Below are 25,653 nucleotides of genomic sequence, written 5' to 3'. Positions count from 1 at the left end.
CGTGATCCTAGTGTCGCTAGCACTGCTGTCGAAACTATTTTATCGTCACGCTAATATCTAGCGGCGCTAGAAATTGAAGTAGATCGTGCTCACCCCCATCGCCTGCGGATTCGCCATCCTGCTCGACCTGTTCGTCCTCTGGTGGCTTCGCGGCCGTGAGCAGATCAGGCAGGCGCTGCTGGATCCGGACGCGTCCTGTGCGGGCGCACGCCTCGTTCCGGCCGCGGCGAACGGCTTGCCGGCGTTCTGGCAGATGCGGCCTGGCCCCGACGGTGTCCACACGCCCTTCGGGCTGATCCTCCTCCAGGTGTTCGAGGGGCTGATCAGCGGCATCACCACATACCTCGACGCCGACCGGCTGATCCTGCTTTTCGGCTCTCCGACCGATTTCTCCCAGCCGCCGGATGAGACTTCATGGCGAAGAAGTGAGAAATTTTCGCGGCGGAATCGGGCTACGGAGCCGGATCACGGAATCGGGCCGCGGAGCCGGATCACGGAATCGGGCCGCGGAGCCGGGCCACGGAGCCGGGCCACGGAGGGGAGTCAGGCCATGTTGACGTACTGGCGGGGGCGGAGGGCATGGCTGCGCAGGGCGGCCAGGGCGGCCGCCCGGCCGGCAGGGGTGAGGCGGCCGTCGACGCGCAGGCCGAAGGCGTCCAGGCGCCTGCCCAGCTCGGTGAGCGAGGCGTCGACCTCCACGGTCTGCCACTCCGCGCAGTCGATCACCGCGGTGACCTGGTCGCGGTCGGCGGGGGCGCCGTCGGCGAGCAGCATCAGCGCCACCTCCCTGGCCGAGGCCCGGAAGCCGCTCTCCCCCGAGGCGGGGGCGAGCAGTGCGGCGGCGGCGGTCTCCCAGAGCAGGTCGGCGTCGCCGAGCAGGCGCTCACCCGCCGGAGTGGTCACCAGGCGCCTGCCACTCTGGCGCAGTGCGCCCATGTATTCCTGGGCCACCTCGCGGACCGCCGCCAGCTCCGCGCCGCTCCAGGTGCTCTCCGCGAGCACCGAACGGGCGAGGTTGTGCCGCTGGGTCAGCGGGATGCCCCCTGGGCGGCGTCCCACGGTCAGCAGCCAGCGAAGCGCTCCCAGGTGGGCCTCGTCCGGGGCCGGGATGGGGGCGTGCAGGCGCACCTCGAAGGGCTGGGCGAGCTCGCGCCAGGCGGTGCCCCGGCCGAGGACCCAGCGGTTGAGCCGCTCGCCCTGGACCCGGTGGAGCCAGTTGTCGCCGCCCAGCTCCGGGCGGGGCGCGGTGAGCCAGTGGCTGGTGAGCGTCTGCCGTTCGGCGGAGTCGGGGGCGAGCTTTCCCGAGACGATGGCCAGCTCCAGCGCGGCCGAGCAGGCGCCGTGCGCGCCCAGCTCCTCGGGGCCCATGATCGAGCTCCACCGCAGCTCGGGGACATCGGGCGGGAGCACGCCCGTGGCGTCCAGGGCGCTCTGGTAGGCGGCCATTCCCGCGTCCTCGCCCAGGCGGGCGTAGGTACGCAGGATGTGGGCGGTCGTGGGGGAGGAGCAGAGGGCGGCGTAACGCTCCAGACCGCCCAGCAGCAGCAGCCGGCCCAGCGCGTGGGCGATCACGGTGCGGTCTCCGGTGACCTTGGAGGGCAGCGTGTACCAGAGGAACTCGCACACGTTGAGCTCAGTGATCGTCTCCAGCGGTTCGCCGCCGGTCAGCCAGTCGATCGCGCTGCGCGCGTGCTCGGCGGAGGCGGGCTCGGAACGCTCCAGCTCCGACAGGAGTGCGGCCACGTCCGGTGCAGGCATGCCTCGAAGTCTGCCGTATGCGGGCCTCCTCTGACGATGGACGTGACGTAATGGATCCTGCACGGCGCCTACCCTAGGAAATGTCTTCTAAGTGGCTCATATGCGAGCTGTCAGATCCAGCCTTTCTTGAAAAGCATTCGTGAACTCCACTCGGCGTAGGGGATGATCTCGGCGGTGAGCACCGGGTACAGCCACCAGAAGTTGACCAGTGCCAGCAGGGCGAAGGCCCCCACGATCGCGGCGCCGGCCATCCGCCGCCCGGGCAGGGCGCCGGACGGACCGATGATCATTCCGGCCGCGAGCACGATCGCGAGGATCATGAACGGGACCATGGGGATCGCGTAGAACAGGAACATGGTCCGGTTGTCGGCGATCGCCCAGTAGAACCAGGGGAGCCAGCCCGCGGCGTAGGCGAGGAGCACGGCTCCGGCGCGCCAGTCGCGGGTGGCGACGTACCAGGCGACCATGGCGATGAGGGCGGCCAGGCCGCCGTACCAGATGACCGGGGTACCGACGCCCAGCACCGCCTGCGAGCAGCTGTCGGTGCCGCAGGCGCCCTTGGGGCTCTCGTAGAAGAACGCCACGGGGCGGAGCAGCAGCGGCCAGGACCAGGGATCTGACTGGTAGTTGTGCGGGGTCGCCAGTCCGGTGTGGAAGCTCAGCACCTGGAAGTGGTAGCTCAGCCAGGAGCGGAACGAGTCGAAGACGAAGAACACCGGGCCCTGCGAGGTCGCCTGCGCCCAGTTGCGGCCCCAGCCGTCGGCGGAGGCGAACCAGCCGGCCCAGGAGGCGATGTAGGTGATCGCGGGCAGCAGGACCAGCGCGGGCAGGGCGCTCGGCAGATCCTTGCCGAAGACCCCTCCGTACGGCCTGCGCAGGCCGATCGCCCTGCGGGCTCCGGCGTCCCAGACCAGGGACATGACCGCGAAGGCGATGAGGAAGAAGATCCCCGACCACTTGACCGCGCAGGCCGCGCCCAGGCACAGCCCGGCCGCGATCCGCCACGGCCGCAGCCCCAGCCAGGGGCCGTGATCACTGAGCGGTGAGGTCTCGTACCAGTCGACGAGTTTCCCGCGCGCCCGGTCACGGTCGGCGACCAGGCAGGCGAACCCGGCCAGCACCCAGAACATCAGGAAGATGTCCAGCAGCGCGGTCCGCGACAGCACGTAGTGCAGGCCCTCGACCGACAGCAGCAGCCCGGCCAGGCAGCCCAGCAGGGTCGAGCGGGTCATCCGGCGGGCCACCCTGGCCAGGATCAGGATCGACAGCACGCCGACCACCGCCCCGGCGAACCTCCAGCCGTACGGGGTCATGCCGAAGATCTGCTCGCCCAGGCCGATCATCCACTTGCCCAGCGGCGGGTGGACCACGTAGGAGGCGCACTTGTCGATCTCCGCGGGCGCGCACTGCTGCCAGATCTCGGTGCCGCCCCGCATCAGGATCTTGTCGGCGTCCTTGACGACGTTGTGCTCGGCGCCGAAGTTGATCAGCGCCCAGGCGTCCTTGGCGTAGTACGTCTCGTCGAACATGACCGCGTGGGGGTGACCGAGGTTCGTGAAGCGCAGGATCGCCCCGAACACCGTGACCAGCAGCGGGACCAGCCAGCCCCACAGGGGGTTGCCGGGCATCGGCGGCACCAGACGGTCACGAGCGGAACCCGAGGGCCCGTCGCCCGGCTGGGGCTCCGGCTGCTCTGGCGCCTGGTTGGTGAAGTCGGTCACGGCCACCCGGACATCGTACGGTCCCCTTACCGCGCCCAGCCCAGGAAACACCTCACTACGGGACTAAATGGCGAACTTCTCCCCACGCCGAGGGCCATCCGAGATGCGGGAGGATGGAACGGTGACGGACAACGGCAGGCTTGTGCTGGCAGGGGCTCCGATCGGGCAGGTGGGCGACGCCTCGCCCCGGCTGCGGCTGGCGCTGGAGAGCGCGGACGTGGTCGCGGCGGAGGACACCCGGCGGCTGCGCCGCCTGGCCGGTGAGCTGGGCGCGGAGATCGGCGGCCGGGTCGTCTCCTACTACGACGCCAACGAGGCCGGACGGGCCGCCGAGCTCCTGGCGGCGCTCCAGGACGGCAAGACGGTGCTGGTCATCACCGACGCCGGCATGCCGGGCGTCTCCGACCCCGGCTACCGGTTGACCCATCTGGCGGTCGAGGCCGGGATCGTGGTCACCTCGCTGCCGGGACCGTCGGCGGTGACCACGGCGCTGGCCGTCTCGGGGCTGCCCAGCGACCGGTTCTGCTTCGAGGGCTTCCCGCCGCGCAAGTCCGGGGAGCGCTCCCGCAGGCTCTCGGCCCTGGCCGAGGAGGAGCGCACGATGGTGTTCTTCGAGGCGCCGCACCGGCTCGGCGCCGCGCTGGCGGCGATGGCGGAGGCGTTCGGCGCCGACCGCCGGGCGGCGGTCTGCCGTGAGCTCACCAAGACCTACGAGGAGGTGCGGCGGGGTGGTCTCGGCGAGCTGGCCGAGTGGGCGGCCGAGGGCGTCAAGGGGGAGATCACCGTCGTGGTCGCCGGGTACGCCGGGCCGGCCCTGCCGCCGGTGATCGGAGACCTGGTGGACGAGGTCGCGCGCCGCGAGGAGACGGGGGTGCCGAGGAAGCAGGCGATCGTGGATGTGGCGAAGGCTGCGGGAATCCCCAAACGGGATCTTTATGACGCTGTCCATCGGGGTTGATTTATCACCATAATTCCCTGAATGGGATCAACACGGGATCGTCTCTTGCCGCCCATGCCGGGAAATATCGCCTGGGGTTGGCTGGGGCCGTTGCTGGTCGCGGCCTTCGGGGGGATCCTGCGCCTCGTCGACCTCGGACGGCCACGTGCCGTCGTGTTCGACGAGACGTACTACGCCAAGGACGCCTGGGCACTGATCAACCACGGGGTGGAGCGGGCCTCGCTCGGCAGCGTGGAGGATCCCGTCGCCGACAGAATGATCATGCAGGGGAACACCGACTTCCTGGTCAAGTGCACCCCGCCGGAGGCCGATCCCTGCCCGCTCTACGTGGCCCACCCGCCGCTGGGCAAGTGGATGATCGGCCTGGGCGAGCAGATCTTCGGCATGACCCCGTACGGCTGGAGGTTCGCCGGGGCGGTGGTCGGCGTGTTGTCGATCCTGATCCTGGCCAGGGTGGCCCGCCGGATGACCCGCTCGACCCTGCTGGGCTGCCTGGCCGGGCTGCTGCTGTCGGTCGAGGGCCTGCACTACGTGCTGTCGCGGACCGCGCTGCTGGACATCTTCCTGATGTTCTGGGTGCTGGCCGGGTTCGCCTGCCTGGTCGCCGACCGTGACCGGGCGCGCGGGAAACTCGTCGACTGGTACGAGACCTCACCGCTCAGTGATCACGGCCCCTGGCTGGGGCTGCGGCCGTGGCGGATCGCGGCCGGGCTGTGCCTGGGCGCGGCCTGCGCGGTCAAGTGGTCGGGGATCTTCTTCCTCATCGCCTTCGCGGTCATGTCCCTGGTCTGGGACGCCGGAGCCCGCAGGGCGATCGGCCTGCGCAGGCCGTACCTGGGGGCGGTCGGCCAGGACCTGACCGGCGTCGTGCTGGCGCTGGTCCTGCTGCCCGCGATCACCTACATCGCCTCCTGGGCCGGCTGGTTCGCCTCGCCGCTCGGCTGGGGCCGCAACTGGGCGCAGGCGACCTCGCAGGGCCCGGTGTTCTTCGTCTTCGACTCGTTCCGCTCCTGGCTGAGCTACCACTTCCAGGTGCTCGGCTACCACACCGGGCTGAGCGAGGGGCACACCTACCAGTCCGCCCCCTGGACCTGGCCCCTCCTTTCGCGCCCGGTGGCGTTCCACTACCCGCCCGACAAGACCGGATGCGGTGCCGACAGCTGCGCCGAGGCGGTGCTCGGGGTCGGTACCCCGGTCATCTGGTACGGCGGCCTGGCCGCCCTCATCGCCATGGTCGCCTGGTACGTCGCCACCCGCGACTGGCGCGCCGGAGCCGTGCTCCTTGGCTACGCCGCGGGCTGGCTCCCCTGGTTCTACTACGCCCTCGCCGACAACCGGACCATGTACCTCTTCTACGCGATCACGATGGTCCCGTTCATGATCCTCGCACTGACCATGGCCGCCGGGCTGATCATCGGGCGGGCGGACGCCGGGCCCAACCGCAGGGCGCTCGGGGCCGCGGTCGTCGGGGCCTTCACCCTGCTGGCGCTGGTCAACCTCTGGTGGCTCTACCCGGTGCTGGTGGCCGAGGTCATCCCGCACTCCCAGTGGTGGTCGCGGATGCTGTTCCGGAGCTGGGTGTGACGGATGTGACAGGCGTGACGGGTGCGACAGGCACGGCGGGTGCGCCAGATGTGACGGATGCGCCAGATGTGACAGGTGTGACGGGTGTGACGGGTGCGCCAGATGTGACGGGTGCGCCAGGCACGGCGGGCCGGGAGAGCCCGTGGCGCAGCGAGATCGCGGCCGCCAGGCACGCCAGCGGTACCGCGGGCAGCAGGTAGCGGTAGTCGAACTCGGCGGTCGCGGCCGGAGCCAGGATGAGGCCCAAGGCGGCCAGCCACGGCAGGAGCACGGGGCCGCCCAGTTTGCGCCAGCGCACCGCCACCCCGGCCAGGCCGATCAGCAGCAGCACGCCGATCACGAGGCCGGGCAGCCGGACGATCCGCTGGTAGCCCTGCATGAAACCGGCCCACGGGTCGTGCACGTCGGTACCGATCACGCGCAGCTTGCCCTGGATCGGCGCGGTCCGCAGGCCCGGATCGTACTTCTGCGCGTCGGTGTCGGTACTGCCCCGGTACGACGTCCAGGCCGGGAGGATCTTGTTCTCCGGCAGGAACTCGTACTGCCGGTAGGTGTTGAAATCCGGAAAGCGCGGCCGGTCCCAGTGGAAGGCACGGAAGAAGTCGCCGGCCACCAGGCTCAGATAGTCGAGCGGCTGGGACAGGATGGCCCGCTGGGCGAACGCGCCGGCCGTCTTGTTCGTCTCGGGGGTGAACGTGCTGCCCACCCCGAAGGCGTGGAAGCGCTGGCCGTTCTGCGCCCACCAGAGGTACTTCTGCCCGGAGAAGCCGCGCTGGCCGGGCGGCGCGCTGATGCACAGCAGCGCCAGCTCCAGCTCCTCACGAGGGTCGATCCGCATCTTCTTGCAGTCGGCGAAGAGCGCCGTCCGCATGTAGAGGATCGCGCCGTCGCTGTTGGTCATCGCGAAGTTGCCGTGCGCGGACGCGAACCAGGCCATGTAGCCGACCACCGGGAGCGCGCACGCGGTCACCATCGCCGCGATCGTCTTCCAGGCGGTGCGCTTGACCAGCAGGTAGACCACGACCAGCGCGAGGATCGGCAGGCCGATCGACCGGGTGAGCGCGGTGAGGGCCAGCAGCAGCCCGATCACCGCGCCGATCCGCCAGGACATCCGCCGGTGCCAGAGCACCAGCATGATCACGCCCACGACCAGCAGCATGAACATCGCGTCGGACATGACCAGGTGTTCGAGCTGGAGCTGGTAGGCGTCGAACAGCACCGGCACCGCGGCCAGCGTGGCCCCCCAGCCGGGCAGGCCGAACCTGCCGCGCAGCAGGGTGTAGATCAGCACCGCGATGCCCAGGCCCATCAGGTGCTGTACGAAGACCACCAGGCCGAAGCTGTGCAGCGGCCGCAGAGCCAGGAGCAGGAAGGAGTAGCCGTTCGGGCGCAGCGCGCTGGGCCGTTCGGGGTTCACCGCCCCGGAGACGTACTCGTAGGAGTCGTTGAACCACAGGGCCGGGCCGTAGCCGAGCGTGGTGACCACACGCAGCAGGAATGCCAGCGCGAGGGCGGCCACGAAGAGGCGATGCCGGTGCAGGAAGACCCGCATGCGAGTGACCCGGTCGGGCGGAGGCACGTCCAGGGGAGGGCGGTCGGCGACGGTCACCATGCATTACAGGATGCCAGTCGTTTCAGGGAGTTGACCCGGGCAAGGGGGTTCAGAGGGCATCATGGTGGGATTGGCTTGTGCCGTGAGTGAAGGGTTGAGACGTGGAACTGACCGTGGTCATGCCTTGTCTGAACGAGGCGGAGACCGTGGAGACCTGCGTACGCAAGGCACTCGCCTGCATGCGGGAGCACGGGATCGACGGGGAAGTGCTGATCGCCGACAACGGCAGCACCGACGGCTCACAGCAACTCGCGCGCGAGGCCGGGGCCCGGGTCGTGCACATCGACGCAAAGGGGTACGGCAACGCCCTGATCGGCGGCATCCGAGCCGCGCGCGGTAGCTACGTCATCATGGGCGACGCGGACGACTCCTACGACTTCACGGCGCTGCTGCCGTTCGTCGAGCAGCTCCGCGACGGTGCCGACCTGGTGATGGGCAACCGGTTCAAGGGCGGCATCGCGCCGGGCGCCATGCCCCCGCTCCACCGCTATCTGGGCAATCCGGTGCTCTCCTTCATCGGACGGCTCTTCTTCCCCAGCGCCATCGGTGACTTCCACTGCGGCCTGCGCGGTTTCCGGCGCGACTCCATCCTCAGGCTCGGCCTGCAGACCGGCGGCATGGAGTTCGCCAGTGAGATGGTGGTCCGCTCGACCCTGTCGGGCCTGGACGTGCGCGAGGTGCCCACCACGCTCTCGCCCGACGGCCGCTCCCGCCCGCCGCACCTGCGCTCCTGGCGCGACGGCTGGCGCCACCTGCGCTTCCTGATGCTCTACAGCCCGCGCTGGCTGTTCTTCATCCCCGGCCTGGTGCTGATGACCCTCGGGCTGGTCGCCGGCGCCGCCCTGACCTTCGGCCCGGTCTACATCGGAAAGCTCGCCTTCGACGTCGACACCCTGGTCGGTGCCTCCGCCATGGTGGTGATCGGCTTCCAGGCGGTGCTGTTCGCGCTGTTCACCAAGGTGTACGCGGCAGAGGAGGGCTTCCTGCCGGAGGACAGGCGGGTGCGCAAGCTCGTCGACATCGTCTCCCTGGAGAAGGGGCTGGTCGTCGGCGGGCTGCTGGCCCTGGGCGGCCTGGGCGGCCTGGTGGCCTCCCTGGTCCACTGGCAGACGCGCAGCTTCGGCCCGCTGATCCCCTCGGAGTCGCTGCGCCTCGTCGTGCCCTCGGCCACCGCGCTGATCGTGAGCTTCCAGACGATTTTCGCCGCGCTGTTCATCAGCATCCTCGGCATCCGCCGTACCAAGGAGACGCCCATCGACGTGGCCGCCTCCGCGGCGGAGGAGGCCGCCGAGGCCGTCAGCCGCGCCGCCGAGGTCGCGGAAGCGGCCGCGCGTGCCGCTGGCGACAGGGAGAGCACCAAGACCCAGGGCCGCGTCCCTTAGGCTGGGCACCATGTCCCAGCACATCCTGACCGCGGTCGCCTGGCCCTACGCCAACGGCCCTCGCCACATCGGGCACGTCTCCGGATTCGGCGTGCCGTCCGACGTCTTCAGCCGCTACCAGCGGATGGCGGGCAACATGGTTCTCATGGTGAGCGGGACCGACGAGCACGGCACCCCGATCCAGGTGCAGGCCGACAAGGAGGGCCTGAGCGCCCGCGAGCTCGCCGACCGCTACAACAGGGTGATCGTCGAGGACCTCCAGGCACTCGGCCTGTCCTACGACCTGTTCACCCGGACCACGACGGAGAACCACTACGCGGTGGCGCAGGAGATCTTCAAGGGACTCCACGCCAACGGCTATATCTTCCCCCAGACCACGATGGGCGCCATCTCGCCCTCCACCGGGCGCACCCTGCCCGACCGCTACATCGAGGGCACCTGTCCCATCTGCGGTTACCAGGGCGCCCGTGGCGACCAGTGTGACAACTGCGGCAACCAGCTCGATCCGGTCCAGCTGATCAACCCGGTGAGCAAGGTCAACGGCGAGACGCCGATCTTCGTGGAGACCGAGCACTTCATGCTCGACCTGCCCGCGTTCGCCGAGGTCCTGGCATCGTGGCTGCGCTCCAAGGAGGGAGACTGGCGGCCCAACGTGCTGAAGTTCGCCCTCAACATGCTCGGCGACATCCACCCCCGCGCGATCAGCCGCGACCTCGACTGGGGCGTGCCGATCCCGCTGGAGGGCTGGAGCGACCAGGCCAACAAGCGGCTCTACGTCTGGTTCGACGCGGTGGTGGGCTACCTCAGCGCCTCCATCGAGTGGGCGCGCCGTTCCGGCGACCCGGAGGCCTGGCGCCGCTGGTGGCAGGACCCCGAGGCGCTCGGCTACTACTTCATGGGCAAGGACAACATCGTCTTCCACGCGGAGATCTGGCCGGCGATGCTGCTCGGCTACAACGGCCAGGGCGCCCGCGACGGCAAGCCGGGCTCGCTCGGCGCGCTGAACCTGCCCGCCGAGGTCGTCTCCAGCGAGTTCCTGACCATGGAGGGGCGAAAGTTCTCCTCCTCCCGCCAGGTCGTCATCTACGTGCGTGACTTCCTGGAGCGCTACGACGCCGACGCGCTGCGCTACTACATCGCGGTGGCGGGTCCGGAGAACCAGGACACCGACTTCACCTGGTCGGAGTTCCTCAACCGCAACAACGGCGAGTTGGTGGCGGCCTGGGGCAACCTGGTGAACCGATCGATCTCGATGGCCGCCAAGAACTTCGGGGTCATCCCCGAGGCCGGTGACCTCACCGATGTCGACCGCGCCATGCTGGAGCGCAGCCGCTCGGCCTTCCCGAAGGTCGCGACCGAGCTCGAGAACTGCCGGTTCAAGAACGCGACGAACGAGGCGTTCGAGGTCATCCGCGAGACCAACAGGTACCTGGCCGACCAGGAGCCCTGGAAGATCAAGGACAACCCCGGGCGGGTGAAGACCATCCTGCACGTCGCCCTGCAGGTGGTGGACGACGCCAAGACCATGCTGACCCCGGTCCTGCCCAACTCCTCCAACAAGATCTACGCGATGCTCGGCGGCACCGGCGTCTGGACGGGCATGCCGGAGATCCAGGAGGTCACCGACGAGGACGGCCGGAGCTACCCGATCATCACCGGCTCCTACGACGGCGCCGCGCGCTGGGAGTCCGTCCCGATCCGGGTGGGCTCCCCTCTCTCCCCGCCGACCCCGCTCTTCGTCAAGCTCGACCCGAAGATCGTCAAGGAGGAGCTGGCCCGCCTGGGCCAGTAGCCGAGAAGGACCCCCGGCCCGGGAGCGGGCCGGTCCGCGCGGCACCGGGCGCGGGCCACGCCGGCTCCTCGGTAGGTTGGACGGCGTGAGCACGCAGAAGCTTCCCGCCGCCCCCGAGCCCCTGCCGGCAGAGGTGTTCGACAGCCACTGCCACCTGGACATCATGGTGGGCAACCGCCAGGCGTCCTCGGGCGATCCGGTCGCGCAGGCCGCGCAGGCGGCCCGGGCGAGCGTCGAGGGCATCCTCGACGAGGCCCGGGCCGTCGGTGTGACACGGCTCGTCACGATCGGCTACGACCTGCCGTCCTCGCGCTGGAACGCCGAGACGGCCGCGCTCCACGCCGACGTCTACGCCGGGGTGGCCGTCCACCCCAACGAGGCGCACGCCTCGACGCCGGAGACCCTCGCCGAGATCGAGCTGCTGGCCCGCCTGCCGCATGTCAGGGCGGTGGGGGAGACGGGGCTCGACTACTACCGCGACTGGGCGTCGAAGGACGACCAGCATGCCAGTTTCCGGGCGCACATCGAGATCGCCAAGCGGACGGGCAAGGCCCTGGTGATCCATGACCGCGAGGCCCACGACGACGTGCTACGCGTGCTGGCCGAGCAGGGCGCCCCGGAGGTCGTGGTCTTTCACAGCTTCTCCGGTGACGCCGAGATGGCCAAGCAGTGCGTCGATGCCGGATATTTCATGTCATTTTCTGGGCCTGTCACCTACAAGAACGCCGGGTACCTCCGAGAGGCCGCGAGGGTCGCGCCGAGGGAGCTGATCCTCGTCGAGACCGACGCGCCCTACCTCCCGCCCGCGCCGCACCGGGGCAAACCCAACGCGCCCTACCTCATCCCGCTCACGCTGCGCTGCCTCGCGGAGGTCAAGGAGGTCGGCCTCACCGACCTCGCCGCCGCCGTCAGCGCCAACGGAGAGACCGTCTTCGGCTCCTGGTGAGGTGCCTCCGGCACCGGGACGTCTTCTGCGGGGCGTCGTGAGGGGGCTCAGCCCACGGCGGGGGCGTCGTGAGGGGGCTCAGCCCACGGCGGAGCCGAAGTCGGCGGAGGCCGCGCCCTCAAGGGCGGGAATCCTCCCGGTGCCCGGCGAGAGCGGGACGCCCTGGGCGTCGTTCCTGCCCAGCAGGACGACCTCGCCCGCGCCTTCCCGGTCGGGCGCGCCGACGACCAGCCGGTTGCCGCTGAACCCGACCGACCAGCCGAAGTGGTCGCCTGCCTGGCTCTGGGCGATCAGCCGGCCCGCCCCCTCCTCGCCCATGGTCAACAGCCGCACGCCGCCCCGCTGGTCGGGGCCGTCGAAGGGCACGCCCACGGCGAGCCTGACGTCGTCGGCGCTGCTGAACGCCAGCGAGGTCCCGTACCCCTCGTCCGGGGCACCTTCGGAGCCCCGGTGGAAGGTGGCGGCCGCGGTGATCTCCAGGCTGCTGGAGGCCAGGAACAGCTGGACGAGGCCGGAGTCCTTCACCCCTCCGCCGTCGCCGAGCGGTGCGCTCACCGCGAGGTAGCCGGTGTCGCCCTGCTCGCCGTAGGCCACCGCGTAGCCGAACAGGTCGCCCGCACCGGCGTCGACGATGTCGCGGAGGTCCCACTTCCTGCTCTTGTACTCGTCCTTGGCGCGCCCCACGTCGAAGATCACTGTGAGCGCCCCCGCGTCCAGCTTGCCCCCGCCGGCCTGGGCCCCCGTTCCGTCGTCGTTCTCGTACGGCGATCCGACCGCGAGATCCAGTTCGCCCGGGGCGCCACCCAGCTTGCCGAGCACCGGTGACCAGCCGAACATGTCGCCGGCCTCGCTGTTGCCCGTGACGCCCTTGGTCTCCTGGGAGATCCGCCGGCCCTCGCCGGACGTCTCGGTGTCGAACAGGTAGACCGCGCCGGAGTCGGCGACACCGTCGGCGTTCTCGTGTGGAGCGCCGACCGCCACCAGCGTCCCGCCGAAGGCCAGGGACCAGCCGAAGTGAGCGTCGGCCTCGGGGTAGGGAGAGACCAGGCGGATCGTCCTGGGGTCGGGGCCGCCGTGCACCACGTAGACCGCGCCCGCGTCCCGGTGGCCCGCCACGTCCGCGTACGGGGCGCCGATGATCAGGTCGGCGCAGCCGTCGCCGTCGATCCTGACCAGCCGCACCGACCACCCGAAGCCGTCACCCGCCTCGGTCTCGGCGACGGTCACGGCCGTCCCACCCTCCCCCCGGCCGAACAGCACGTGCACGGCCCCCGTGCCGGCCGATCCGCCGGGGCCGGCGAACGGGTCGCCGACCGCGATGTCGTCCACCCCGTCGCCGTCGAAGTCGCTCGCGCCCGTTCCGGTGCAGTCGGCGGCCGGGGCAGAAGCGGCATCGGACCAGGCGGATCCGGTGGACGACCACGCGATCGCGACCGCGGCCACAAGAGAGAGCAGCAGCCTCATGACACCCTCACTTCTATCTCCCCGCCGCCCTCGATCACCGTTCCGGTCAGCTTCGCGGGCTTGCGGGACGTGGGCAGGTCGTAGACCAGGACGCCGTCCACCTTCGCCCCGGGGGGCAGGGTGGCAGGCAGTTCCGTCGACGCCCTCTCGGCGGTGTGCGCCGTGCCGACGTCGTCGAGCAGGGTGAGCGGGGTGCGGCTGAGCCGGGCCGCCTCCCCGCCGGTGTTGACCAGCGTCCACGGGATCGTGCAGAGCCTGCCGCGTACCGGGGTGGCGCCCTCGTAGGCGGTGAGGCCGCATGTCGGGGTGCGCGGGATGATCAGCTGCGGGTCCGTGAGGAACGAGCCTGTGGTGATCCTGCGGCCCACGTCGGTGGCGCCGTTGCCGGCGATACCGCCGGTGCCGCCGTTGCCACCGGTACCGGCGGCACCGCGGGTGACACCGGTGCTGCCCGCCCGCGTCTCCCCCTGGTCGCCCGGGTCCGGGCCGCGCAGGTTCAGCAGTACGACGACCGTGACGGCCAGTGCCGCGAGTACGGCCAGCCCGGCGAACAGCCAGCGCCGCCGGGGCGCCGTCCCCCCGGTGTCCGGCGCGTCCGATTCCGGGGGGAGCCGGATGCCGGGCGGAGGCAGGGCCGGTGTCCGGGCCGCTGTCTGGGCCGGTGTCCGGGCCGCTGTCTGGGCCGGTGTCCGGGCCGCTGTCCGGGCCGCTGTCTGGGCCGGGACGGGGCCCGTCAACGGCTGGGACGGCGATGTCGCGGACTCGGCCCTTGAGGGCGGGGGGAAGTCCAGTGGCGTCGGTGTCGTGGACGGGCCGGGCGGCGGGGGCGCGGGTGTGGACGGGCCGGGCGGCGGGGGGGTGGATGTGGAGGATGCCGTGGCCGGTGTCGCGGGGCCCTGGACCGAGGGCGGGGCGGGGAACCGCGTCCCCAGATTCAGCGCGCTGAGGGTCTGGGTGGAGTCGGGCTCCACGTTGGCGGGGGGCTGCCACGACTCGTGGAGCAGATCACTGGCTATCAACGTGGGCGGGTCGGTCCGGGCGGGAGCCGGTGAGGGCGGGGCGGCGATCCCGCCGCCGACCAGGGCGATCAGCAGGTCCTGGGCGGTGGGCCGCCGGTAGGGGTCCATCGCGGTCGCGCGGCGGACCAGGTCGTTCAGCGGGGCGGGGAGCGCGCCCAGGTCAGGCGGGCTGTTGAGCAGCCGGGTGGCCATCGTCATCAGGTCGCCCCGCCCGTAGGGGTGGCGGCCGTTGCCCGCGTACGCGACCATGCAGCCCCAGGCGAAGATGTCCGCGGCAGGAGTGATGTCCAGGCCCTGGATCTGCTCAGGAGCCCACCAGCCGGGGCTGCCGAGCACCTCGCCCGAGCGGGTGAAGCTGTGCGTGGAGTCGAGGGCTCTGGCGATGCCGAAGTCGATCACGCGGGGCCCGGACATGGACAGGATCACGTTGGCGGGTTTGAGATCGCGGTGCACCAGGCCGGCGACGTGGATCGCGGCCAGCGCCGCCGCCACTCCCAGGGCCACGCCGTGCAGCGTTCCGGGCTCCAGCGCGCCGTGCTCGGAGATCTGGCGAGACAGCGGCGTGCCGGCGATGTACTCGGTGACCATGTACAGCCGGTCGTCGTCATCGGTTCCGTCGTCCAGCACCTGCGCCGTGCAGAACGAGGCCACCCGCCGGGCGTTCTCGACCTCGGCGTGGAATCTCGCCGCGAAGCCGTCCTCGACCGTGAGCTCCGCCTTCACCACCTTGAGCGCGACCGGTCGCCCCGCCGGCGCCAGCGCCAGGTAGACGGTCCCCATCCCGCCCTCGCCAAGGCGCCCGAGCAGGCGGTAAGCCCCGATGCTCTCGGGGTCGGTGGATCGCAGCCCTTCGACACCGGGCCGGTTCACGTCCTCTTCACCGGGAAGGTTCCCTTCCTCGCAGTCGGTCCCCCGTATGGCAACGTTATCCACAACGGAACCTTTCGTGCTCCATCACGCGTCCTTGCATGGGCTTCGGTGCGGGAAACTTGTCGGATGACATGGGAGAGCAACCTTGGGTGATCGAGGCAGACGAGTCGGAGACCACAGCGGTCCGGCGGATGCAAGGTTCAAGCCGCTGTGTGAGGACCTATCATGAGCCTTCTTGGTCCAGCGGAAATACGTATTTTGGCGAACAAGCTCAATATTCGTCCCACGAAGAAGCTCGGCCAGAACTTCGTGATCGACGCGGGCACGGTCCGCAAGATCGTGAGGGTGGCCGGGCTTGAGCCCGACGACGTCGTCATCGAGGTCGGCCCGGGGCTGGGATCGCTCACGCTCGCGCTGCTTCCCGAGGTCCGCGGCGTGATCGCCGTGGAGATCGACCCCGTTCTCGCCGCCCAGCTGCCGCTGACGGTCGACAGGCACGCCCCGGAGCTCGCCGACCGGCTCACCGTGGTGCTCGCCGACGCCATGCGTGTCCTGCCCGCGGATCTGCCCGCGGAGCGGCCGAGCGCGCTGGTCGCCAACCTTCCCTACAACGTGTCGGTCCCGGTGGTGCTTCACCTGCTGGAGACGCAGCCGTCGCTGCGCAAGGTCCTGATCATGGTCCAGGCCGAGGTGGCCGACCGGCTGGCCGCCGCTCCCGGTTCCAAGGTCTACGGCATCCCCTCGGTCAAGGCCGCCTGGTACGCCGACGTCCGCCGGGCCGGTCCCATCGGCCGCACCGTCTTCTGGCCGGTTCCCAACGTCGACTCAGGCCTGGTCGCGATGGCCCGGCGGGAGCCGCCCAGCACGGCGGCCACCCGCGAGGAGGTCTTCGCGGTGGTGGACGCCGCCTTCGCCCAGCGCCGCAAGACGCTGCGCGCGGCCCTCGCCTCCTGGGCCGGTACGGCCCCCGCCGCCGAGCGGGCGCTGCGGGCCGCCGGGATCGACCCCGCCAGGCGCGGCGAGCAGCTTACGGTCGAGGATTTCGCGCGGATCGCCGAGCACCGTGCGCCTGAAAACAGTACATAGTCTGATTTGCCGGTTCGTTTGCGTGCGGAGGGGAGGGATCCCGTTACGATCTGACGTCGTGACCAGTGAGCGAGCCCCCATGGGGGACGCATGAACTCCGTGACCGTCCGCGTACCCGCGAAGGTCAACCTGCAACTTGCCGTCGGACCGCTGCGGGATGACGGCTACCACGACCTCGTCAACGTCTTCCACGCAGTCTCGATCTTCGACGAGGTCACGGCCACCGCGGAGACCGGGGTGAGCGTCCGGGTGGAGGGCGAGTCCGCGGACCAGGTGCCCGAGGACGGCGACAACCTCGCGATCCGGGCGGCCCTCGCGCTGGCCGGGCACGCGGGCCGCCCGTACGGGGTGAACCTGCTCATCCGCAAGTCGATCCCGGTGGCGGGCGGCATGGCGGGCGGCAGCGCCGACGCCGCCGCGGCCCTGGTCGCCTGCAACGAGCTGTGGGGGCTCGGCCTGCCGCTTGAGGACCTGATGGAGATCGCCGCCGACATCGGCAGCGACGTCCCCTTCGCCCTGCTCGGCGGTACGGCGGTCGGCACCGGCAGGGGAGAGCGGCTGACCCCGCTGGATGTCGCGGGTACCTTCCACTGGGTGTTCGCACTGGCCGACGGCGGCCTGTCCACGGCCGCGGTCTACGCCGAGTGCGACCGCCTCCGCCAGGTGAGCGGCGAGCAGGTGGCCTGGCCCCAGGTCACCGAGGCACTGCTGGCCGCGCTCCGCGAGGGAGACGCGGAGACCCTCGGTGCCCAGCTGAGCAACGACCTGCAGCCCGCCGCCGTGACGCTGCGCGGCTCACTGGCCCGCACCCTGGACGCGGGGCGGGAGCAGGGCGCCCTCGGCTCGCTGATCTCCGGCTCCGGGCCCACCTGCGCCTTCCTCGCCCGGTCGGCGGCCCACGCGGGCGAGCTGGCAGCCTGCCTGAAGGACGTCGGCGTGGCGCGCGACGTCATCACCGCCCACGGTCCCGTGCCCGGCCCGGTGGTCGTTTAGCCTGTCCCCGTAGCACCATCCCCACGGGTACACGACCGGCCGTTCTCGCCGGTCGAGGCACGCGGGGCTGCCGTTCCCGAAGGCGCCGTCAGGGCCGGGACGGTTCTCGCGGCGGGGGCCGCGTGGGCCGGGAGCGGATACGCTTGTCTGGCGATGAATCTGGTCAATCTTGAGTCGGTCTCCCACTCCTACGGTCCCAAGCCCCTGCTCAACGACGTCTCACTCGGCATCGAGGCGGGCGACCGCATCGGCGTGGTCGGCCGCAACGGCGGTGGCAAGACCACCCTCATCTCGGTGATAGCGGGTGATCTCAAGCCCAACGCCGGGCGGGTCACCCATAACCGGGGGCTCCAGGTGGGGGCGCTGTCGCAGGGCGACGACCTCGACCCGGCGCGGCCGGTGCGCGACATCGTCCTCGGCGACAGGTCCGAGCACGAGTGGGCGGGTGACGCGGGCATCCGCGAGATCCTCGCCAGCCTGCTCGGCGACATCGATCTGACCGCGCTCGCCGGGAGCCTGTCGGGAGGTGAGCGGCGCCGCACGGCCCTCGCCAAGCTGCTCATCGACGAGCACGACCTGATCATCCTGGACGAGCCCACCAACCACCTCGACATCGAGGCCATCGACTGGCTCGCCAGACACCTGGCCGGTCGCAGGACGGCGCTGCTGGTCGTCACCCACGATCGCTGGTTCCTCGACGCGGTCTCCACCAGGACGTGGGAGGTCGTGGACGGTGCGGTCGAGCGCTACGAGGGCGGGTACGCCGCGTACGTGCTGGCCAAGGCCGAGCGCGCCCGGGTGGCCGCCGCCTCAGAGGCCCGCCGCCAGAACCTGATGCGCAAGGAGATCGCCTGGCTCCGCCGGGGTCCGCCCGCGCGCACCTCCAAGCCCAAGTTCCGCATCGACGCCGCCCAGGCGTTGATCGCCGACGAGCCTCCCGCCAGGGAGAGCGTCGAGCTGGTCAAGTTCGCCGCCGCCCGGCTGGGACGCACGGTCTACGACCTTGAGGACGTCACGCTGCACGCCGGAGGACCCGGCCAGGGACCGCTGGTCCTCGACCACTCGACCTGGCAGTTCGGCCCGGGTGACCGGATCGGCCTGATCGGCGTGAACGGCTCGGGCAAGTCCTCGCTGCTCCGCCTGCTCGCCGGTACCGTGCACCCCGACTCGGGCAAGCTCGTGCGCGGCAAGACGGTCCGCCTGGCGCACCTGTCGCAGGAGCTGGCCGAGCTCGACCCGGCGCGCCGGGTGCTGGAGACCGTCGAGGAGGTCCGCAAGTTCATTCAGGTCGGCAAGAAGGAGTGGACCGCCTCCCAGCTGCTGGAGCGCCTCGGCTTCAAGGGCGACGCGCAGTGGAAGGTCGTCGGCGACCTGTCCGGTGGCGAGCGGCGCCGCCTGCAACTGCTCCGCCTCCTCATGGACGACCCCAACGTGCTGCTGCTCGACGAGCCGACCAACGACCTCGACATCGAGACGCTCAACGAGCTGGAGGACCTGCTCGACGGCTGGCCGGGCACGCTGATCCTGGTCAGCCACGACCGCTACTTCCTGGAGCGGGTCACCGACAAGACCGTCGCCCTGCTCGGTGACCACAGGCTGTCGATGCTCCCCGGCGGAGTGGACGAATACCTGTCCCGGCGTGCCGCGGGCGCGGCCCTGTCCGCGCGGGCGGCGTCCGGCGCGGTCTCCGGTACGGCCTCCGCGACCTCGGCCGCGGTCGCGAAGGAGACGGCCCCCGGTCTGTCGGCGCGCGAGGAGCGCGATCTCCGTAAGGAGCTCTCCCGCCTGGAACGCCAGCTCGACAAGCTGAGCGGCCGCGAGGTGAAGCTGCACACGTCCATGGCCGACGCCGCCGCCGACTACGAGCGGTTGGCCTCGCTCGACGCGCAGCTGAAGGAGATCCTCGCGGAGAAGGACTCGATCGAGGGTGAGTGGCTGGAGCTGGCCGACCGCCTGGGTGAGTGAGTCTCGGAGAGTCCCTGCCGGTCGCCGCCGGAGCCGTTCGCGGAGGGGGCTGAGAACGTGCTTTCGGGGTGGGCCGGGTCTGCCCCTCCGTCCTCGGGCATGGAGGTCAGGGCGCTCCGGTGTCGGTTGCGTCAAAAGGGACGAGTAGCGTGCGCAGCAGGTCCGCAAGGGCCTGCTGTTCGCGTTCCTGCAGGCTCGCGAGGAGCTCGCGCTCGCGGCGCAGCAGGTCGTCGAAGGCACTGTCCACCCGCGTCCGCCCGGTGCCGGTCAGGGAGACCAGGACGCCGCGCCGGTCCTCGGGGTCGGGGCGCCGCCTGACCAGTCCGGCCGCGGTCAGCCGGTCGATCCGGTTGGTCATCGTCCCCGACGTCACCAGCGTCGCGCGGAGCAGTGCTCCCGGGCTCATCTCGTACGGCTCCCCGGCCCGGCGCAGGGCGGTGAGCACGTCGAACTCCCAGATCTCCAGGTCGTGTTCGGCGAAGGCGGCCCGGCGGGCGCGGTCGAGATGGCGGGCCAGCCGGGAGACCCGGCTGAGCACCTGGAGCGGCTGCACGTCGAGGTCCGGGCGTTCCTGATTCCAGGCGGTGACCAGCAGGTCGACCTCGTCCTTCGCGCCGGCCGAACGCCTGGAGCCGTGGTCCGCGTGGTGCAGGGTCATGCCGGGAGTCTATCTGTCTTGACATCGAGATATCTCGCCGGATATCAATTATCTTGATGTCAAGAGATATGTGGGATCCCGCGGTTTACGGTCGCTACGCCGACGAGCGCGCACGACCCTTTTTCGATCTTGTTTCCAGGATACCCGCAGCGGACCCCGGCTACGTGGTCGACGCGGGCTGCGGCACCGGCGAGCTCACCGCGGAACTCGCCAGGCGCTGGCCGGACGCCCGCATCCATGGCTTCGACTCCTCGCCCGCCATGATCGAGAAGGCCCCCGCCGGTGGCTCGCTCTCCTTCTCCGTCGAGGACGTCAGGCGCTGGAGCCCCGCGTCACCGGTGGACGTGATCGTGTCCAACGCGGTACTGCAGTGGGTGCCCGAGCATCGCGAGCTGCTACCGCGCTGGGTGGAGGCGCTCGCCCCCGGCGGCCGGCTCGCCTTCCAGGTGCCGGGTAACTTCGACGCCCCCAGCCACGCCCTGGTCCGCGAGCTGTGCCGGACGAAGTGGCGCGACCGGCTGGGTGACCTGGCCTCGTACTCTCCCGTCGACGACCCGGCCGGCTACCTTGGCCTGCTCGCTCGACTGGGCTGCCGGGTGGACGCCTGGGAGACCACCTACCTGCACGTGCTCCCCGGCGACGACGCCGTGCTCTCCTGGATCACCGGCACCGCCCTGCGCCCCATGCTCGACCGCCTGGACCCCGCCGAGGCCGCCGCCTTTCTCGCCGACTGTGCCGCCCTGCTCCGCGAGGCCTACCCTCGGGGGCCGTACGGCACGATCTTCCCCTTCCGTAGGATCTTCGTGGTCGCCCAGAAGTGACCGTTGGGATACGATTCGCGAACGTATGCGCCTGATCCGTGCCGAAACTCAGGGGGTGTCGGGTGGGGGCGGCAGGATCATCGCGCTATACACCGGGGATTCCGGGGCGTGCCTGATCTGGCCGATCAGCTGGTAGCCCCAGCGCAGGTAGGCGCTGTGAGCGGGCTCGTTACCGATGACGCAGGTCAAAGCCGTCCACGGTTCGGCGCGACCCGCTATCACAGCGTTGTGCAAGAGGCGGCCGATGCCCCGGTTGGTGTAAGCGGGCCGAACCATCAACTCGCGCAGCCAGAAGACTTTCCTCGCTTCGGCGGCGACCCGTACCGCCTCGGGCCTGCTCCCTCCAAGAGAGACCCACCAGGACCTGTCGGCGGGTAGTACGGCGCCGTGGACATAGCCGACGAGCTGGTCGCCGATGCTGGCGGTAACGGTCTCGAAGCCGTCCATCTCCAGGGCGGCACGCAGGCGATCGGCGTACGTGTTGGGGGAGAAAAAGGGATCGCCAGCGTAGGGAGGGACGTTGTAGATCTCGGCGTAAGCGTCGATCAGATCGTCGATGATTTCCTTCGTGGCGTGCCGATCGTGGTGTCGCAGGCGAAGGTCTACCACGGTGTTCACGTCTTCTCTCCGCGATGCGTGTCAGACGGCGTACTGGTCGAGTCGTTCGGCCACGTCCCGTACCGGCGCACTGGACAGATGCGGGGTGAGGCCGTCACGGACGAGCGCCAACTGCTTCATGGTCCGGGGGGAGCTCATTCCGCTGTCGACCAGCTGTAGCGATTCCTCCAACGCCTTCACTGTGTGATCAAGGTCGTGACCTCTCAAGGTGGCATGGGCGAGTTGGGCCAGGGACATGCCACGGTTGCGGGAGTACTCGATGCCCTGAAGTCTGGCGGCATGGTCCAGTAACTTCGCGGAATAACCGTGCTGGCCGAGGTCAAGGCGGCACATGCCTTCCAGGCAGCTCAACTCCGCCTCGTTGAGGAACGATGTCCAGTCGGGGTCGCGTGCGCTGGGGCCGCGCTCGAAGTCATCCCAGGCGCGTTTGATTGCTTCCCCGCAGGAAGTCTCGTCCCCGAGTCTGGCGTGGCCGTGGGCCTCGCGGATGGCTAGCAGAGCGCCAACCCGGGGAGGAGCGGACCACTCGGCGGCGTGCGCTTGAGCGATGTGGGCGAAGCGGACAGCCTCACGGCCCTTGCCGAGGTCGACGGACTGGCGAGCCATGTTGGACAGGGTGCGAATGGCCAGAGGTTCATCTCCGCTGATCATGGCCGTGTTCAGCGCTTCGGAGAAGTAGACGCGAGCCTCGGTCTGCTGGCCCGCATCGTAGCAGAACCAGCCGAGCGACGTGGTCAGTTGACCAGCGATACCGTGCAACTCTTGGCCGGTGGGCTCGCCGTAGGTGCCCTCCTCGATCAGGCGGTGGACCAGGATCAGATGGGCGCGGGCCGATCGCCACAGCCGACCTCCGCCAAAGCGCTGGTCGATGACATCCAGGTCGAGGACAGCAGAGCGCAGGAGATCGACTTCCTCTGTGCCTACACGCAACTTGTGCCGACCGGACTGGGCGGAGGCAGCGGGAGGAAGCCAGGGCAGATTGTGTCCGGCGGCGGCCAAGGTGAGGGCGGCGGCCCCGGTGGTGAGGGCTTCTCGACGGTTCACAGCTACGAAGATCTCATTCCCGTTGTCCATATTTCCGCTGGGGAGGTCGGCGTGTGCTTCGGGGAGCATGAGGCCAGCCGTCTCAGGCGGGGTGAAGCCCAGTTCGACAATCGGCTTGCCGTAGAACCGCTCCAGCAACTTGCGGTGGTCTGGGTGGGGCCAGGGTGGCGCCGAACTCTCCCAGCGCCGGTACTGCCGGGGACTGACCGAGGTGCGGCGGGAGATCTCTCCCGCGATGTACATCTGGTCGGCGAGGTCAGTGAGTTCCTGCGCGTTCCGTTCCTGTGTGAAGTGGGCGTTCTGCCTTGCCTGCTTCAGGTGACGGTTACCGCTCTCGCATCCGGCCATGTGCGCCCCCGTTCTGACACCTGTCGATCCACGGTAACGGGTGGTCGCCTCAGCGTGGGAGATCTAACAATCTCGGAAGGTCAGGCGAGACGAAACGTCCGCCAAAAGGCCGTAGCGGGGCCGCTATGAGGCTCTCGCGATGGCCGACGGGGGGCCGTTCGAAGACCTGGGCACCCGGAGATCGCCGCGGTGTCCTTGAAGGGTGTCATCCGCAGCCGCCGCGCAAGATCTGTGGATCTCCCATCCCCTGCTTTCAAAGGAACTTCCATGCTCCTGTCCGTAGCGTTGTCGCACGCGGTGACGAGGTGAGCATCGTCATGGATGATCTGCCTTCCGCGCGAGAGGTACGCATGCCCGTGAAGCGGGCATCAGCCGTGTCCGGTTCTAATTCACAGCAACGATGGGAAGAGGCGGACGTCCGATACCTCGGACTGCCGAGGATTCCCGAGATGGTGGGACAGGCGCGAGAGTTCGCCCGCCGGGCGGCGGCGGACTGGGCCGTTGGCGAGGGCACGACCGCCACAGTCGAGTTGCTGGTATCCGAACTGGTCACCAACTCGGTGTGCCACACCGCGGGAGATCACGTCCAGGTGTGGGTCCGGTTGCGTGGCCGCCTGCTGTTCATCGAGGTGCACGACGGAGGTCCCGCCTGGCGTTTACGGGCAAGCCTGCCAGACCTGGACGCTGAGAACGGGGGTGCCGTGCGGCGGCTGCGGGCGAGGCCGCCCGACCTGGAGGCCGAGAACGGCAGGGGACTCCTGCTGGTGAACGCGCTGGCCCTGCGCTGGGGCCGCAGGCGGCACCGCGGCGGAACCCGCACCTGGGCCTGTGTGGCGGTGCCAATCTCCCAACCGAGGTTCAAATGACTCGACGCATCGCGACAGCTGCTGAAAACCCGGAACAAGCACCAGAAGCGGTGGCTGTCGCTTCGGAACGGGTGGTGGACCTGCTGCTGGGCCCGTGGCGGCTGCGAGTCGTCGGTAATCCGTCCCTGGTGGCGGGGGTGACCACGGTGATGGTGCCGCCGTGCACGGTGAGTGCCGCCGGCCCCAGCACGGACTGGACGATCCGCGTCGATCGTGACGAGCTCGCCCAGGTGCCGGGTGACGTCGATGCGCTGCTCGCCGACCGGCCCGTCCTGGTCTCCCCGCACGGCGGGCCCCGCCTGGCCGTGGCCGGCACGGGGAACGGGTTGCTGCGCCTGCTGGGGCTGTACCGGCCGGGAAGCGCCGCGGCGCTGCTGGAGGTCGACCGGGTCCAACGTGTCACCCGCGTCGCCGTCCCCTGCGACGATTCGTCCCGGCGCTGGCCCGACTGGCTGGCCAGGCTGTTCTTCTCCTCTCGGATGCTGGGTGGCGGGTGGCGGATGCTGCACGCCTCCGCGGTGACCGTGAACGGTACGGCGGTGTTGTTCGTGGCGGGCAGCCGGGGTGGGAAGTCCACGCTCGCGCACCGCGCCTGTGATGAGCTGGACGCTCGGTTCATGGCCGACGATCTGGTGATGATCGGCATGGACGGGATCGTCGCCGGGTGGCCAACCCGGGTCGGTGTCCCTGCGGAACTGGCCGCCCCCTGCGGCGGGGTGGAGCAGGAGCGCAGGGTGGGCGGCATGCTCCGGCGTCGGGTGCTGTTCACCCCGGGCGAGCATCGGGCCATCGTCGACTGGGCGCCCCCGACCCGGCTGGGCGCCGTGGTGCACGTGGTCCCCGACCCTGATGAGGAAACAGTCCGGCCCCTGCACGCCGTCGCGCTGGAGCCTGCGGAGGCGGAGGCGGTGCTGGCAGGCGCAGCCGGTGTCCCCGGGCAGCGCTTGTACTCCACCGACCTGCTCGGGGTGACCGGCGGCCCGCCCCCCGGCCAGATCACATGGCCCGCGCCGAGCTGGGCGGACGTGCTGGCCGGAGTGCCCGCCGTCCGGCTGATGGTGCCTCACCTGCGGGATCTGCCGCACGCCCCGTTGTGGGAGGCGCTGGCCGAGCTGCTGGAGGTGACAGCCCGGTGAGGACGGGAACCATGTCGCGGCGGATGGTGGTCGTGCCCAGCGCCGGACGCACCCTGGCCGTCGCCGCCTGTGACGACGTCATCGTGGCGTGGCCGCACATCGCGCCGCATGTGCCCGGCGCCTCCGCCGAGCTGCTGCAACCTGGCGAGCATCTGGCGGCCCGCGCAGTCGCTGTCCCAGACGCCCCGCCGGACGCCCGCCGGGTGATCAACGCGCACCTGCATGTGCTACACCTGGCCGATGGAACCCTGTGTGTGCACGCCGTCGCGATGCACCGGCCCGGCCATGGGGCGGTGTTGCTGCTCGGCGGTCACGGCGCGGGAAAGACCCTGGCCGGGCTCGCGCTCGCGGAGCGCGGCTGGCAGTGGCTGGCCGGCGACGTGACCCTGCTCGATGTCGCCGCTGACGGCGGCTCTTTCGTGCGGGGTGGTACCACCGCGATCCTCGGCCGACGCGGCGCGGTCCGTCGCTGGTTTCCCGACCTGGACCTTCCTGAAGCCGGGCCGGTTGTCGTCGATCTGCGCCGGAGTGACACGTCGGCCGCCGGGCCGGGCCGGGTGCCGGTGGTGGCGGCGGTGCTCGTCTGTCTCGACGCTGACCCTTCCGCGGCGGGCGGCGTTCTTGAGCGCGTGGACCGGCACACGGCGGCCACGGCATGGCTGCGCGGCAGCGGACACCTGCTCGACCGGCTCCTCGACGCCGGGGAGCAGCCGTTGCGGCTGCTGGAGGACGAGCACGCCCAGCGGCGGCGAATCCGGTACGTGCCGCCCTGACCGGCTCGACCGGCTTCTACGCGGTGCGTGGCACCCCGTACGACATCTCCCACCGCGTCGAACAGCTGGCCGAGGATCGGTGGACGGGATGAGGAAGAGGAAACCGGTCAGGGTGGCTGCGGTGGCGGTCGATTTCGGCGGCACCCTCGCCCGTCCGGGGCCCAGTCCTGATGCCGCGACCGTGGCGCGAATTCTGCGCGAGCTGGACGGCCCGCTGATCCCGGACGGGTTCGCCGCAG

The 25,653-nt window shown here is 70.3% G+C and carries 20 protein-coding genes; 12 read left to right on the top strand and 8 right to left on the bottom strand.

Annotation, left to right across the window (positions count from 1 at the left end; genetic code table 11):
• Positions 1–543 precede the first annotated feature (543 nt).
• Positions 544–1,758: a hypothetical protein gene (locus tag OG884_RS11715; protein ID WP_326644946.1), complete on the bottom strand. Its 1,215-nt coding sequence runs from the start codon at positions 1,756–1,758 to the stop codon at positions 544–546.
• A 110-nt stretch (positions 1,759–1,868) separates the two neighbouring features.
• Entirely contained in the window at positions 1,869–3,485 is a 1,617-nt protein-coding gene (locus OG884_RS11710) for a dolichyl-phosphate-mannose--protein mannosyltransferase (RefSeq protein WP_442811670.1), read from the bottom strand.
• A 97-nt stretch (positions 3,486–3,582) separates the two neighbouring features.
• On the opposite strand from OG884_RS11710, the gene rsmI reads away from it, so the two are divergent.
• Both rsmI and OG884_RS11700 read left to right on the top strand, forming a co-directional pair.
• A complete protein-coding gene (gene rsmI, locus OG884_RS11705) occupies positions 3,583–4,437 on the top strand; it encodes a 16S rRNA (cytidine(1402)-2'-O)-methyltransferase (protein ID WP_326644944.1) in 855 nt (284 codons plus the stop codon).
• Positions 4,438–4,491: 54 nt separating this feature from the next.
• Positions 4,492–6,021, top strand: a complete 1,530-nt coding sequence (locus tag OG884_RS11700) for a dolichyl-phosphate-mannose--protein mannosyltransferase (RefSeq protein ID WP_326644943.1) — start codon at positions 4,492–4,494, stop codon at positions 6,019–6,021.
• Here the strand turns inward: OG884_RS11700 and OG884_RS11695 are convergent.
• Positions 5,969–7,633 (bottom strand): hypothetical protein, encoded by a 1,665-nt coding sequence (locus tag OG884_RS11695; protein ID WP_326644941.1) that lies wholly within the window; start codon positions 7,631–7,633, stop codon positions 5,969–5,971. The genes OG884_RS11700 and OG884_RS11695 overlap by 53 nt on opposite strands.
• Before the next feature lie 101 nt (positions 7,634–7,734).
• On the opposite strand from OG884_RS11695, the gene OG884_RS11690 reads away from it, so the two are divergent.
• The 3 genes from OG884_RS11690 (at position 7,735) to OG884_RS11680 (ending at position 11,753) form a co-directional block, all read left to right on the top strand.
• Positions 7,735–9,015 (top strand): glycosyltransferase, encoded by a 1,281-nt coding sequence (locus OG884_RS11690; RefSeq protein WP_326644938.1) that lies wholly within the window; start codon positions 7,735–7,737, stop codon positions 9,013–9,015.
• 10 nt (positions 9,016–9,025) lie between these two features.
• Entirely contained in the window at positions 9,026–10,807 is a 1,782-nt protein-coding gene (gene metG, locus OG884_RS11685) for a methionine--tRNA ligase (RefSeq protein ID WP_326644936.1), read from the top strand.
• An 85-nt stretch (positions 10,808–10,892) separates the two neighbouring features.
• Positions 10,893–11,753: a TatD family hydrolase gene (locus OG884_RS11680; RefSeq protein WP_326644934.1), complete on the top strand. Its 861-nt coding sequence runs from the start codon at positions 10,893–10,895 to the stop codon at positions 11,751–11,753.
• Between the two features lie 78 nt (positions 11,754–11,831).
• Here the strand turns inward: OG884_RS11680 and OG884_RS11675 are convergent, their stop codons facing one another.
• Both OG884_RS11675 and OG884_RS11670 read right to left on the bottom strand, forming a co-directional pair.
• Positions 11,832–13,217: an FG-GAP-like repeat-containing protein gene (locus OG884_RS11675; RefSeq protein ID WP_326644932.1), complete on the bottom strand. Its 1,386-nt coding sequence runs from the start codon at positions 13,215–13,217 to the stop codon at positions 11,832–11,834.
• On the bottom strand, positions 13,214–15,106 hold the full coding sequence (locus OG884_RS11670; protein WP_326644930.1) for a serine/threonine-protein kinase: 1,893 nt from the start codon (positions 15,104–15,106) through the stop codon (positions 13,214–13,216). Before OG884_RS11670 ends, OG884_RS11675 begins: the two co-directional genes overlap by 4 nt.
• Before the next feature lie 225 nt (positions 15,107–15,331).
• On the opposite strand from OG884_RS11670, the gene rsmA reads away from it, so the two are divergent.
• The 3 genes from rsmA to OG884_RS11655 all read left to right on the top strand — a co-directional run bounded on the left by rsmA (position 15,332) and on the right by OG884_RS11655 (position 19,150).
• Entirely contained in the window at positions 15,332–16,192 is an 861-nt protein-coding gene (gene rsmA / locus OG884_RS11665) for a 16S rRNA (adenine(1518)-N(6)/adenine(1519)-N(6))-dimethyltransferase RsmA (protein ID WP_326644928.1), read from the top strand.
• A gap of 90 nt (positions 16,193–16,282) precedes the next feature.
• Positions 16,283–17,185 (top strand): 4-(cytidine 5'-diphospho)-2-C-methyl-D-erythritol kinase, encoded by a 903-nt coding sequence (locus OG884_RS11660; protein ID WP_326644926.1) that lies wholly within the window; start codon positions 16,283–16,285, stop codon positions 17,183–17,185.
• A gap of 153 nt (positions 17,186–17,338) precedes the next feature.
• Complete coding sequence (locus tag OG884_RS11655) at positions 17,339–19,150, top strand: ABC-F family ATP-binding cassette domain-containing protein (RefSeq protein ID WP_326644924.1); 1,812 nt, start codon at positions 17,339–17,341, stop codon at positions 19,148–19,150.
• 106 nt (positions 19,151–19,256) lie between these two features.
• Here OG884_RS11655 and OG884_RS11650 read toward each other — a convergent pair whose 3' ends face one another.
• Positions 19,257–19,808 carry a MarR family winged helix-turn-helix transcriptional regulator gene (locus OG884_RS11650; RefSeq protein WP_326644921.1) on the bottom strand — a complete coding sequence of 184 codons (552 nt, stop codon included), beginning with the start codon at positions 19,806–19,808 and terminating at the stop codon, positions 19,257–19,259.
• Positions 19,809–19,864: 56 nt separating this feature from the next.
• Here OG884_RS11650 and OG884_RS11645 point away from each other — a divergent pair, with 56 nt between their 5' ends.
• Complete coding sequence (locus OG884_RS11645) at positions 19,865–20,629, top strand: trans-aconitate 2-methyltransferase (RefSeq protein ID WP_326644919.1); 765 nt, start codon at positions 19,865–19,867, stop codon at positions 20,627–20,629.
• Positions 20,630–20,677: 48 nt separating this feature from the next.
• Here OG884_RS11645 and OG884_RS11640 read toward each other — a convergent pair whose 3' ends face one another.
• Complete coding sequence (locus OG884_RS11640) at positions 20,678–21,247, bottom strand: GNAT family N-acetyltransferase (RefSeq protein WP_326644917.1); 570 nt, start codon at positions 21,245–21,247, stop codon at positions 20,678–20,680.
• A gap of 21 nt (positions 21,248–21,268) precedes the next feature.
• On the bottom strand, positions 21,269–22,429 hold the full coding sequence (locus tag OG884_RS11635; protein WP_326644915.1) for a hypothetical protein: 1,161 nt from the start codon (positions 22,427–22,429) through the stop codon (positions 21,269–21,271).
• A gap of 659 nt (positions 22,430–23,088) precedes the next feature.
• Here OG884_RS11635 and OG884_RS11630 point away from each other — a divergent pair.
• From OG884_RS11630 to OG884_RS11620, 3 genes are read left to right on the top strand one after another with little or no spacing between them, the layout of a single operon-like run.
• The gene (locus tag OG884_RS11630; protein WP_326644913.1) at positions 23,089–23,505 is read left to right on the top strand and encodes an ATP-binding protein; all 417 of its coding nucleotides are present in this window, start codon (positions 23,089–23,091) and stop codon (positions 23,503–23,505) included.
• A gap of 50 nt (positions 23,506–23,555) precedes the next feature.
• The gene (locus OG884_RS11625; RefSeq protein ID WP_326644911.1) at positions 23,556–24,641 is read left to right on the top strand and encodes a hypothetical protein; all 1,086 of its coding nucleotides are present in this window, start codon (positions 23,556–23,558) and stop codon (positions 24,639–24,641) included.
• Positions 24,638–25,414 carry a hypothetical protein gene (locus OG884_RS11620; RefSeq protein WP_326644910.1) on the top strand — a complete coding sequence of 259 codons (777 nt, stop codon included), beginning with the start codon at positions 24,638–24,640 and terminating at the stop codon, positions 25,412–25,414. Before OG884_RS11625 ends, OG884_RS11620 begins: the two co-directional genes overlap by 4 nt.
• Positions 25,415–25,653: the final 239 nt, after the last annotated feature.

The sequence above is a fragment of the Streptosporangium sp. NBC_01755 genome (assembly GCF_035917995.1).
Taxonomy (GTDB): Bacteria; Actinomycetota; Actinomycetes; order Streptosporangiales; family Streptosporangiaceae; genus Streptosporangium.
Note: the sequence above shows the minus strand (reverse complement) of the source record. Positions and strands in the feature narration are given on the sequence as shown.

Excerpts from the sequence above, each read along its gene's own strand:
- OG884_RS11650 (WP_326644921.1), bottom strand. The coding sequence starts at position 19,808 with ATGACCCTGCACCACGCGGACCACGGCTCCAGGCGTTCGGCCGGCGCG.
- OG884_RS11700 (WP_326644943.1), top strand. The coding sequence starts at position 4,492 with ATGCCGGGAAATATCGCCTGGGGTTGGCTGGGGCCGTTGCTGGTCGCG.
- OG884_RS11695 (WP_326644941.1), bottom strand. The coding sequence starts at position 7,633 with ATGGTGACCGTCGCCGACCGCCCTCCCCTGGACGTGCCTCCGCCCGAC.
- OG884_RS11660 (WP_326644926.1), top strand. The coding sequence starts at position 16,283 with ATGAACTCCGTGACCGTCCGCGTACCCGCGAAGGTCAACCTGCAACTT.
- OG884_RS11630 (WP_326644913.1), top strand. The coding sequence starts at position 23,089 with ATGGTGGGACAGGCGCGAGAGTTCGCCCGCCGGGCGGCGGCGGACTGG.
- rsmI (WP_326644944.1), top strand. The coding sequence starts at position 3,583 with ATGCGGGAGGATGGAACGGTGACGGACAACGGCAGGCTTGTGCTGGCA.
- metG (WP_326644936.1), top strand. The coding sequence starts at position 9,026 with ATGTCCCAGCACATCCTGACCGCGGTCGCCTGGCCCTACGCCAACGGC.
- OG884_RS11715 (WP_326644946.1), bottom strand. The coding sequence starts at position 1,758 with ATGCCTGCACCGGACGTGGCCGCACTCCTGTCGGAGCTGGAGCGTTCC.
- OG884_RS11645 (WP_326644919.1), top strand. The coding sequence starts at position 19,865 with ATGTCAAGAGATATGTGGGATCCCGCGGTTTACGGTCGCTACGCCGAC.
- OG884_RS11675 (WP_326644932.1), bottom strand. The coding sequence starts at position 13,217 with ATGAGGCTGCTGCTCTCTCTTGTGGCCGCGGTCGCGATCGCGTGGTCG.
- rsmA (WP_326644928.1), top strand. The coding sequence starts at position 15,332 with ATGAGCCTTCTTGGTCCAGCGGAAATACGTATTTTGGCGAACAAGCTC.
- OG884_RS11655 (WP_326644924.1), top strand. The coding sequence starts at position 17,339 with ATGAATCTGGTCAATCTTGAGTCGGTCTCCCACTCCTACGGTCCCAAG.